The 8,833-nt window shown below is 44.2% G+C and carries 12 protein-coding genes; all 12 read left to right on the top strand.

Translation table 11 applies throughout. The features are described 5' to 3' along the window. Positions 1 to 613 (top strand): DALR domain-containing protein (locus tag AACQ21_RS01905; protein ID WP_146127556.1); only part of this gene is annotated, 613 nt, incomplete at its 5' end. Between the two features lie 81 nt (positions 614 to 694). Then, complete coding sequence (gene ruvC / locus AACQ21_RS01910) at positions 695 to 1,216, top strand: crossover junction endodeoxyribonuclease RuvC (RefSeq protein WP_013856565.1); 522 nt, start codon at positions 695 to 697, stop codon at positions 1,214 to 1,216. A 100-nt stretch (positions 1,217 to 1,316) separates the two neighbouring features. Beyond that, positions 1,317 to 1,937: a Holliday junction branch migration protein RuvA gene (gene ruvA / locus AACQ21_RS01915; RefSeq protein WP_013856566.1), complete on the top strand. Its 621-nt coding sequence runs from the start codon at positions 1,317 to 1,319 to the stop codon at positions 1,935 to 1,937. Next, entirely contained in the window at positions 1,934 to 2,938 is a 1,005-nt protein-coding gene (ruvB, locus tag AACQ21_RS01920) for a Holliday junction branch migration DNA helicase RuvB (RefSeq protein ID WP_017042275.1), read from the top strand. The genes ruvA and ruvB overlap by 4 nt, the downstream gene beginning before the upstream one ends. 472 nt (positions 2,939 to 3,410) lie before the next feature. Next, the gene (gene cydA / locus AACQ21_RS01925; protein WP_029189795.1) at positions 3,411 to 4,997 is read left to right on the top strand and encodes a cytochrome ubiquinol oxidase subunit I; all 1,587 of its coding nucleotides are present in this window, start codon (positions 3,411 to 3,413) and stop codon (positions 4,995 to 4,997) included. Positions 4,998 to 5,014: 17 nt separating this feature from the next. Next, positions 5,015 to 6,151 carry a cytochrome d ubiquinol oxidase subunit II gene (cydB, locus tag AACQ21_RS01930; RefSeq protein WP_013856570.1) on the top strand — a complete coding sequence of 379 codons (1,137 nt, stop codon included), beginning with the start codon at positions 5,015 to 5,017 and terminating at the stop codon, positions 6,149 to 6,151. 11 nt (positions 6,152 to 6,162) lie between these two features. Further along, a complete protein-coding gene (gene cydX, locus AACQ21_RS01935) occupies positions 6,163 to 6,270 on the top strand; it encodes a cytochrome bd-I oxidase subunit CydX (RefSeq protein WP_000270284.1) in 108 nt (35 codons plus the stop codon). Beyond that, complete coding sequence (gene ybgE, locus AACQ21_RS01940) at positions 6,263 to 6,565, top strand: cyd operon protein YbgE (RefSeq protein WP_013856571.1); 303 nt, start codon at positions 6,263 to 6,265, stop codon at positions 6,563 to 6,565. Before cydX ends, ybgE begins: the two co-directional genes overlap by 8 nt. A 179-nt stretch (positions 6,566 to 6,744) precedes the next feature. Beyond that, entirely contained in the window at positions 6,745 to 7,164 is a 420-nt protein-coding gene (ybgC, locus tag AACQ21_RS01945; RefSeq protein WP_017042272.1) for a tol-pal system-associated acyl-CoA thioesterase, read from the top strand. Then, positions 7,154 to 7,837, top strand: a complete 684-nt coding sequence (gene tolQ / locus AACQ21_RS01950) for a protein TolQ (RefSeq protein WP_013856573.1) — start codon at positions 7,154 to 7,156, stop codon at positions 7,835 to 7,837. The genes ybgC and tolQ overlap by 11 nt, the downstream gene beginning before the upstream one ends. A 3-nt stretch (positions 7,838 to 7,840) precedes the next feature. Continuing rightward, the gene (tolR, locus tag AACQ21_RS01955; protein ID WP_094127162.1) at positions 7,841 to 8,284 is read left to right on the top strand and encodes a protein TolR; all 444 of its coding nucleotides are present in this window, start codon (positions 7,841 to 7,843) and stop codon (positions 8,282 to 8,284) included. A 12-nt stretch (positions 8,285 to 8,296) separates the two neighbouring features. Next, positions 8,297 to 8,833, top strand: a 537-nt coding sequence (tolA, locus tag AACQ21_RS01960; RefSeq protein ID WP_105977531.1) for a cell envelope integrity protein TolA, incomplete at its 3' end; no start/stop codon positions are given.

Raw genomic sequence — 8,833 nt, forward strand, 5'->3', positions numbered from 1 at the left:
TGGCATGGTGATGGTGGATAGAGAAAAAATGTCTAAATCATTAGGGAATTTTTTCACAATCCGCGATGTACTTGCTCACTATGATGCGGAAACGGTGCGCTATTTCTTGATGTCGGGCCATTATCGCAGCCAATTAAATTACAGCGAAGATAACCTAAAACAAGCGCGTGCCTCGCTAGAGCGTCTCTACACAGCGTTGAGAGGGTTGGATTTAACCGTAGCAGTTGCGGGCGGTGAAGAGTATGTCAGTCGCTTTACGATAGCGATGAATGATGACTTTAATACGCCAGAGGCTTATTCCGTCTTGTTTGATATGGCACGTGATATCAACAAGTTGAAGACAGAAAATCTTCAGCAAGCCAGCGCTCTTGGCGCACTTATGCGTGAGCTTGCCGATGTGATTGGCATTTTGCATCAAGATCCAGAAGCGTTTCTTAAAGGGGACACTAATGGCGACGAACAAGTGGCTGAGATTGAAGCTTTGATCAAACTGCGTAATGACTCACGTGCAGCAAAAGATTGGGCTAATGCTGACGTGGCACGCGATAAGTTGAACGAACTCGGCATCATTTTAGAAGATGGCCCAAGTGGGACTACTTGGCGTCGTAAATAATCAGGCAGTTAACTTGTCGATGGTGGGCTTGAACTTTATTGGTTAAGCCCATTTTGTTTTTCGTCCACGATTAAGGTTTTCATGTCAATTATTTTAGGTATAGATCCCGGATCGCGAATCACAGGTTATGGTGTGATCAGGCAGCATGGACGATATTTGTACTATCTTGGTAGTGGATGTATTCGTACATCCGAAAAAGAGTTACCTGGGCGGCTCAAGCAAATTTACGCTGGCGTGACGGAAATCATCACACAGTTTCAGCCTGATGTTTTTGCCATCGAGCAAGTATTTATGGCAAAGAATGCGGACTCAGCACTCAAACTCGGGCAAGCAAGGGGCAGCGCTATTGTGGCGGCGGTGAATGCGGATCTTCCAGTCTATGAATATGCCGCTCGACTGGTTAAACAATCTGTAGTTGGTACGGGTAGTGCTGATAAAGCGCAGGTGCAACATATGGTCCAGCAAATGCTCAAATTATCGGCTAAGCCACAAGCGGATGCCGCTGATGCTCTGGGTGTGGCAATTTGTCATGCGAATACCAATAAAACCTTGATTGCGTTAGCTGGGCGGGCAAGCAGTGCTAAAAAAGGCCGATATCGCTGAAAAACCGATCTCGAGCGGGGTGGTATTTTTCTACTGGCTATACATCCAGTTATTTATTATCATCCGAGTCAAATAACCTCATTTCTCTAAGGAATTTCCTGTGATTGGACGTCTTCGCGGCATTCTGATTGAAAAGCAACCTCCAGAGCTATTGATTGAAGTCGCTGGCATTGGTTATGAAGTCCAAATGCCAATGAGTTGCTTCTATGAACTCCCTAAATTGGGCGAAGAAGCGGTCATTTATACCCATTTTGTGGTCCGAGAAGATGCGCAGCTTTTATATGGTTTCAATACGGTAAAAGAGCGAGCTTTATTTCGTGAAGTGATTAAAGCGAATGGCGTCGGGCCAAAATTAGGCTTGGGTATTTTGTCCGGAATGACGGCCGGTCAATTTGTTTCATGCGTTGAGCGTGAAGATATCTCCACATTAGTTAAGCTTCCTGGTGTGGGTAAAAAAACCGCTGAACGTTTGGTTGTTGAGATGAAAGATAGGCTGAAAGGTTGGGGAGCCGGTGACCTCTTCACTCCCGCTACTGACGCTGCGCCAGTCGATAACAATTCCTTGGAAGCGCTCACGAGCAATGCGGAAGAAGAAGCGATCAGTGCGTTACTTTCTTTGGGTTATAAGCCTCAACAAGCTTCTAAAGTAGTGGCACAAGTAATGAAGGCTGACATGACCAGTGAAGCGCTGATTAAAGAAGCCTTGAGAGCAATGGTATGATTGAAGCTGATCGCTTAATTGCCCCTGATAGCCCTATTTTTAAAGATGAAGATATTATTGATCGCGCGATTCGTCCCAAAAAATTAGCGGATTATCGTGGCCAAGATCATGTACGCAATCAAATGGAAATCTTCATTAAAGCGGCACAAATGCGCAGCGAACCACTCGACCATCTCCTGATTTTTGGCCCTCCAGGGCTTGGAAAAACAACATTAGCCAATATCGTTGCCAATGAGATGGAAGTGAATATCCGCACAACTTCTGGTCCGGTATTGGAAAAAGCAGGTGATTTGGCGGCATTACTGACTAACCTTGAAGAGAACGACGTTCTTTTTATTGATGAAATTCATCGATTAAGTCCAGTGGTTGAAGAAATTCTTTATCCCGCAATGGAAGATTACCAGCTCGATATAATGATTGGCGAAGGTCCAGCCGCTCGGTCCATTAAAATCGATTTACCCCCTTTTACGCTGATTGGGGCAACAACTCGCGCTGGCTCGTTAACCTCACCCTTGCGTGATCGCTTTGGTATTGTACAGCGCCTTGAGTATTACAAAATTGATGATCTACAGTACATAGTGCAAAGAAGCGCGGACTGTTTAGGATTGTCGATGGAAGCGGATGGTGCACTTGAAGTGGCTAGGAGAGCAAGGGGAACGCCTCGGATTGCCAACCGTTTATTGCGCCGAGTTCGAGATTACGCTGAAGTGAAAGGCAACGGGCACATATGTATAGAGACTGCAGATAAAGCGCTAAACATGTTGGATGTTGATAGCCAAGGTTTCGACTATATGGATAGAAAGCTATTACTAGCGATTATGGACAAATTTGGCGGTGGACCTGTTGGTCTCGATAACCTAGCTGCTGCAATCGGCGAAGAAAAAGATACCATTGAAGATGTGTTAGAACCCTTTCTTATCCAACAAGGTTATTTACAACGGACACCAAGAGGACGAATGGCGACCGATCGCGCCTATCTTCACTTCGGAATTGAAAAATAAGTTTACACCTCACCGTCATTTTTAGGTGGTAAGCACAAAGTGTGAACTACATCTTATTTATGATAATTTCCTTATCACTAAAGAGTTAATGATGTGAAGTGTATTGTTAACTCTCTGTGTGATTCGTTGTATTAATTTCCATCCCTTTCACTAAATACTCACAACAATTTCATTCTTCCTTTGATGTGGATCATTTTGTTCTTTTTTTGTTCAGATTTGCCGCGTGAAAATTGATGTAAATCAAGGCGTTTTTCTCCCATAAATCTTTTGAAACAACCTGCATTTAGAAGTAGTATTAGTCCCAGCTATATTAGCTGATGCTTAACAATTAACCAACCATAACGGTACATGCTTGCAACAAAATTCTGATATTTTTCAACATTTGATGAGGTTATATCACTGATGAATTTTGAGGAATTTTAACCCGTTTAGCATGTCAAAAGTGTCATTCAGCCGGCACAAAGGAGTTACCATGATTGACGTCGTTGATCTATCGCGGTTGCAGTTTGCACTGACAGCGATGTATCACTTCCTGTTCGTTCCATTGACTCTAGGTATGGCTTTTCTTTTAGCCATCATGGAATCTTTGTATGTAATGACTGATAAGCAAATCTATAAGGACATGACAAAGTTCTGGGGTAAGCTTTTTGGTATTAACTTTGCCCTTGGGGTGGCCACTGGCCTCACTATGGAGTTCCAGTTCGGTACAAACTGGTCATACTATTCCCACTATGTAGGTGACATTTTTGGCGCCCCTCTTGCGATTGAAGCACTGGTAGCCTTCTTTTTAGAATCAACCTTTGTCGGTTTGTTCTTCTTTGGGTGGGATAGACTATCAAAACGCCAGCATTTGGGCGTGACTTGGTTGGTTGCTCTGGGGTCCAATTTCTCGGCACTTTGGATCTTGATTGCGAATGGTTGGATGCAAAACCCAGTTGGCGCAGAATTCAATTTTGAAACTATGCGTATGGAAATGGTCAGCTTTGCTGAAGTCGTTTTCAACCCTGTCGCTCAAGTGAAATTTGTGCATACCGTCGCTTCTGGTTACACCACTGGCGCGATGTTCATTCTTGGTATTAGTTCATATTACTTGCTGAAAGGTCGAGACGTTGCGTTTGCACGCCGCTCATTCGCTATCGCTGCATCATTCGGCATGGCCGCTATTTTGTCCGTGATTGTGCTTGGTGATGAATCAGGATATGAAGTGGGTGAAGTTCAAAAGGTGAAGCTGGCTGCGATTGAAGCTGAGTGGCACACGGAACCTGCGCCAGCTGCATTTACACTGTTTGGTTTGCCTAACCAAGACGCCATGCACACCGATTATGCAGTGAAAATTCCGTACGTGATGGGTATTATCGCTACACGTTCACTGGATACCGAAGTCACAGGGTTACGCGATCTACGCGATCAACACGTTGACCGAATTCGTAACGGTATGTATGCCTATGAACTGTTAGAGAAATTACGTGCAGGCGAAAAATCGCCAGCAAACATTGCCGCTTTTGAAGAAGTGAAAGGCGATTTGGGCTACGGCTTATTGCTAAAACGTTATACCGATAAAGTGAGCGATGCAACGGAAGAGCAAATTCAAGCCGCCGCCGATGATTCAATTCCAACCGTATGGCCACTATTTTGGTCATTCCGCCTGATGGTTGGTGTCGGTTTTGTGATGCTATTTGTCTTTGGTGCAGCATTTATTCAAACTTGCCGTCAGAAAATTGAGCAAAAACAATGGGTACTTAAAGCCGCCTTGTTCAGTATTCCTCTACCGTGGATTGCAATTGAAGCGGGTTGGTTTGTTGCTGAATATGGCCGTCAACCATGGGCTGTTGGTGAAATATTGCCGACCAATGTTGCTGCTTCTGCGCTAACTCTGGGCGAATTATGGACCTCATTGTTTGCGATTCTTGCACTGTACACAGTGTTCTTGATTGCTGAAGTTTACCTGATGGTTAAATTTGCTCGTAAAGGGCCTAGCAGCCTGAAAACTGGTCGTTATCACTTTGAGCAAAACGCAAACTCTGTTGAAGACAAAGTTAGCCGTCAAGTCGAAGCATAAGGCAGGGAGATAGAATAATGTTTGATTACGAAATCTTGCGACTAATTTGGTGGGTGCTGATCGGCGTACTGCTGGTTGGTTTTGCAATCACAGATGGTTTTGACATGGGCGTTGGTGCTCTTGTTCCCGTCATTGGTAAGAATGACAGTGAGCGTCGTGTCATGATCAACTCTATTGCTCCACACTGGGATGGTAACCAAGTTTGGCTTATCACGGCAGGTGGTGCACTGTTTGCGGCTTGGCCGTTAGTCTATGCGACATCATTTTCCGGATTTTATTTGGCTATGATTGTTACATTGGCTGCATTATGGCTTCGTCCGATTGGTTTGGATTACCGTTCAAAAATTGAAGATCCAAAGTGGCGTAATACTTGGGATATCTGTATTTCAATTAGTGGCTTTGTACCACCAGTCATCTTTGGTGTTGCCTTTGGCAACTTACTACAAGGCGTGCCATTCCAACTCAGTGATTTCATGATGCCAACGTATCACGGTTCATTTTTTGGTCTGTTGAACCCATTTGCTCTGCTTTGTGGCTTAGTCAGCTTGTTTATGATTATTTTACAAGGTGCCGCTTGGCTACAGATGAAAACCACCGATGAGCTGCATGCACGCGCTCGTGGCGTCGCTCAACTAATGGGCTTGTTGGTTGCTGTTACTTTCGTCGCTGCAGGGTTTTGGATCCAAAACATCGATGGTTACGTGATTACCAGCGTCATTGATACACATGCCGCATCAAACCCACTCAATAAAGAAGTGATACGTGAGGCGGGGGCGTGGATGGCTAATTTCAACGCTTACCCATTACTATGGATAGCGCCAGCTTTGGGTGTTGCCATGCCACTACTTGCTGTGTTGGCGTCGCGTTTTGAAAAAGGTGGTCTCGCATTCTTGGCTTCTAGCTTAGCCAATGCGGGTGTGATTTTCACCGCTGGTTTTGCGATGTTCCCATTTATCATGCCTTCAAGCTTAGTACCAAGTAATAGCTTGACCATGTGGGACTCAACATCGAGTGAATTGACGTTGAACTTAATGACAGTGGTCGCTTTTGTAATGGTACCTATCATTCTTGGTTACACCACTTGGACTTACTACAAGATGTTTGGTCGTCTTGATAGCAAGTTTATTGAAGAAAACAAAAACTCACTTTACTAAGGAGCATAGATATGTGGTATTTCGCATGGATTCTAGGTGTGCTTTTAGCTTGTGCATTTGGCATCATCAACGCTCTTTGGTTAGAGCATTCTGAAATGATGGACAAAGACAGTGAGTAAACTTGCAATGCAAGTCACTGAGTACCATAAACTGGTTGATAAGACTCTGCTCAGAGTCTTATCGCTCTTGCTTGGTTTTTATCATATCGCCATGATTATGTGGGATCCCGAGCTGTATTCTCAGAGCATTGGTGGTTTTAACGCGGTTATTTCACCACTCATGATATGGGCGCTGTGTGCAAGTATGGTTTTTGGTGTTGGCTTTAGACCACGCAAATGGTTTTGGCAATTATTGTTTAGCCCCTACATTTCATTATCGATCTTAATTTACCTAACGATTATTCGACTAGTTTGATATTTACTGTGTATGAATAACCTGTCGAAGGTTGATTAACGACCCACATTAGTGCTGCCTCTTTGAGACAGCACTAATTTTTTGTTTCAAGTTTTGTAAAAGTCCACTCAATGCTTGTACTAACGTCAATGAGTTGCGTTATAGTATCCGCCTAAATCTGTATATGTGTTGGAACCTTTGTGCAAAATACAGCCTCAGCCTTTCATTGGCCTGTAACGATTTACTATGAAGATACGGATGCTGGTGGTGTCGTCTATCACTCAAACTATCTTAAATTCTTTGAACGAGCCCGAACTGAAATGTTACGCGCAGTTGGAGTGTCTCAGCAGACGCTTTTGCAGCAGAACATTGGTTTTGTGGTCAGGCACGTTGACATCGATTTTCTACAAGCTGCACGTTTAGACGATATGCTGACGATAAATACTGTGATTTCGGCATTGAAAAAAGCCTCACTGATCTTCTGTCAAGAGCTCGTCAATCCTGAAGGTAAAGTATTGTGTAAAGCAATAGTTAAGGTAGCATGCATCGACAATCAGAACATGAGGCCAAAAGCGATGCCTCAATCAATAATTTTGGAGTTAACCCATAGTGACTGCTGATATCTCAATTCTCGATCTGTTTTTGCAAGCCAGCTTATTGGTCAAGATGGTGATGCTAATCCTTTTGGGGATGTCTATCGTTTCGTGGGCGATGATCATCAAACGTAGTAAAGTCCTTTCCCAAGCAGAAAAGAACGCTGATGCTTTCGAAGACAAATTTTGGTCTGGTACTGACTTATCTGTTATTTATCAAGATGTCAAAAAGCGTAAAGATGAACTTTTGGGTACAGAAGAGATTTTTTACTCTGGCTTTACCGAATTTGCACGTTTACGCAAGACTAACGCCACTTCACCTGATTTCATCATGGAAGGGACGGGACGTGCGATGCGAGTTGCTGTCGCAAGGGAAGTGGACGAGTTAGAGACCAGTCTGCCATTTCTAGCGACCGTGGGTTCTATCAGTCCATACATTGGATTATTTGGTACGGTATGGGGAATCATGCACTCATTTATTGCGTTAGGTGCGGTGAAGCAAGCGACGTTAGCAATGGTGGCTCCTGGTATTGCAGAGGCGCTGATTGCGACCGCTATGGGTTTATTTGCGGCTATTCCTGCGGTGATGGCTTACAACAGGTTGAGCAATAAAGTCAGCAAATTAGAGCATAATTACGCCACCTTTTCTGAAGAATTTCATAGCATTCTTCACCGCCAAGCGATGGCTGGTAGGGAATAGACGATGGTGGGTTACCAGCGTAAAAAGCGCAAGTTGACAGCTGAGATTAACGTTGTCCCTTATATCGACGTTATGCTCGTGTTGCTGATTATTTTTATGGTGACATCGCCGTTTGTCACTCAAGGCGTTGATGTCGAGCTTCCTAAAACCACCACTTCAAAGTCAGCGGCTGATCTGAAAGGCGACAGTGATAGTAGTTTTATCATCGTGGAAATAGATAAAGAAGGTCGTCTCGGGTTGAGCGTAAATAATGAGGAAGTCGAGCGGGGTCTGTCGCTGCAAGATGTCATCATTAGAGTCAAAGCTGAATTGTCGTTGAAACCGGATTCACCGGTTGCGGTTGGCGGTGATGCTGCAACGCCTTATGCAGAAGTGATACTGGTTCTGGATGAATTGAATCGTGCGGGCATTTCAAAAGTAGGTCTGCTAACCGAAATTAAAGGATAGTTTGTACTGTTCATGAAAGATCATAAATCCAAAAAAAGCGATTACAAAAAGCCCATCATTATCTCGGCTGTTTTGCATATAGTGTTGATCATTGCTTTGTTATGGGGTTCGGATTTTAGCCTAACTAAGCCCGAGCCTGTAGGGCAGATGGTTCAAGCTGTGGTGATTGATCCACAACTGGTACAAAAACAAGCCCAACAAATTCGTAACCAGCGTGAAGCTGCTGCCAAAAAAGAGCAGGATCGGCTGGATAAGTTACGCCGCGAAAGTGAGCAGTTGGAAAAAAACCGCAAGGCGGAAGAAGAGAATATTCGCCAACTAAAAGAACAACAAGCTCAGGAAGCGAAAGCGGCCAGAGAAGCTGAAAAGCAACGTGCCGAAAAAGAACAAGAGCGTAAAGTGGCAGAAGAACGAGCTCGTAAAGAAAAAGAGCGGGCGGTAAAAGCGGAAACGGAACGTAAGATAAAAGAAGAAGCGGTAAAAAAAGCAGAGCAGGAGCGAATCGCTAAAGAGGCTGAAATTGCAAAAGCGGAAAAAGAACGCATTGCC

The organism is Vibrio sp. V01_P9A10T6 (genome assembly GCF_963877065.1).
GTDB classification, from domain to species: Bacteria; Pseudomonadota; Gammaproteobacteria; order Enterobacterales; family Vibrionaceae; genus Vibrio; species Vibrio anguillarum.

What these genes read in the sequence shown, in the direction of transcription:
- ruvB (WP_017042275.1), top strand. Translation starts at nt 1,934, where the DNA reads ATGATTGAAGCTGATCGCTTAATTGCCCCTGATAGCCCTATTTTTAAA.
- cydA (WP_029189795.1), top strand. Translation starts at nt 3,411, where the DNA reads ATGATTGACGTCGTTGATCTATCGCGGTTGCAGTTTGCACTGACAGCG.
- ruvC (WP_013856565.1), top strand. Translation starts at nt 695, where the DNA reads ATGTCAATTATTTTAGGTATAGATCCCGGATCGCGAATCACAGGTTAT.
- cydB (WP_013856570.1), top strand. Translation starts at nt 5,015, where the DNA reads ATGTTTGATTACGAAATCTTGCGACTAATTTGGTGGGTGCTGATCGGC.
- tolR (WP_094127162.1), top strand. Translation starts at nt 7,841, where the DNA reads ATGGTGGGTTACCAGCGTAAAAAGCGCAAGTTGACAGCTGAGATTAAC.
- cydX (WP_000270284.1), top strand. Translation starts at nt 6,163, where the DNA reads ATGTGGTATTTCGCATGGATTCTAGGTGTGCTTTTAGCTTGTGCATTT.